The organism is Rhizobium sp. P2_G2, assembly GCF_056403555.1.
Window position 1 is genome coordinate 1 of sequence record NZ_JBFUFF010000277.1, and the last position, 601, is coordinate 601.

Annotated in this window: 2 protein-coding genes; one reads left to right on the forward strand and one right to left on the reverse strand. The window is 63.6% G+C overall.

The window, feature by feature from the left end:
- Positions 1 to 334: helix-turn-helix domain-containing protein (locus tag AC1D06_RS42725; RefSeq protein ID WP_477991645.1), on the reverse strand; the 334-nt coding region annotated here is incomplete at its 3' end.
- Between the two features lie 45 nt (positions 335 to 379).
- Between AC1D06_RS42725 and AC1D06_RS42730 the strand changes: the two genes are divergently transcribed.
- A partial coding sequence (locus tag AC1D06_RS42730) for a LexA family protein (protein ID WP_477991646.1) occupies positions 380 to 601 on the forward strand: 222 nt, incomplete at its 3' end.

A 601-nucleotide genomic window follows, 5' to 3' on the forward strand; every position in this document is an offset into this window, starting at 1 on the left:
TCCAGCGGCTGCAGCCCGGCGGTGGGCTGGAGCAGGCGGTGGCCACCAGCAGCGCTTCTTCCTTGCCGGTCAGCTTGCGCTCCGCACCAGGGCGCGCCTCTTCGCTAAGCGCCGCCTCAAGGCCCATCTCCACGAAGCGACGCCTGGTGCGATAGACCGTCGAGCCGCTGGCCACCACGGTGGCGGCAATCGCCCCGTCGCCCAGGCCAGCATCGGCGGCCAGCAGGATCTGCGCCTGCTTGAGCTTGCGTGCCGCATGCTTGCCAGCGCTCAGTAGGCTCATAAGTTCGTCGCGTTCGGCTTGGTCGAGATCGACACGATAGCGTATATTCATCCGCAAGGCCTCCTTTGGGTATGGAGGTCCCGAATGAATCGAAAAATGAATCAATTACTTGACCAAAAGTTGCCAGAGGCGCCGCGCTTCACCGACAAGCAGGGCCAGTATCTCGCCTTTATCTGGGCCTACAGCCAGATCAATGGGCGCGCACCGGCCGAACGCGACCTGCAACGCTATTTCGGCGTCACCCCGCCATCCGTCCACCAGATGCTGCTCACGCTCGAAAGCAACGGCCTGATCCGCAGGCAGCCACGCATCGCACGC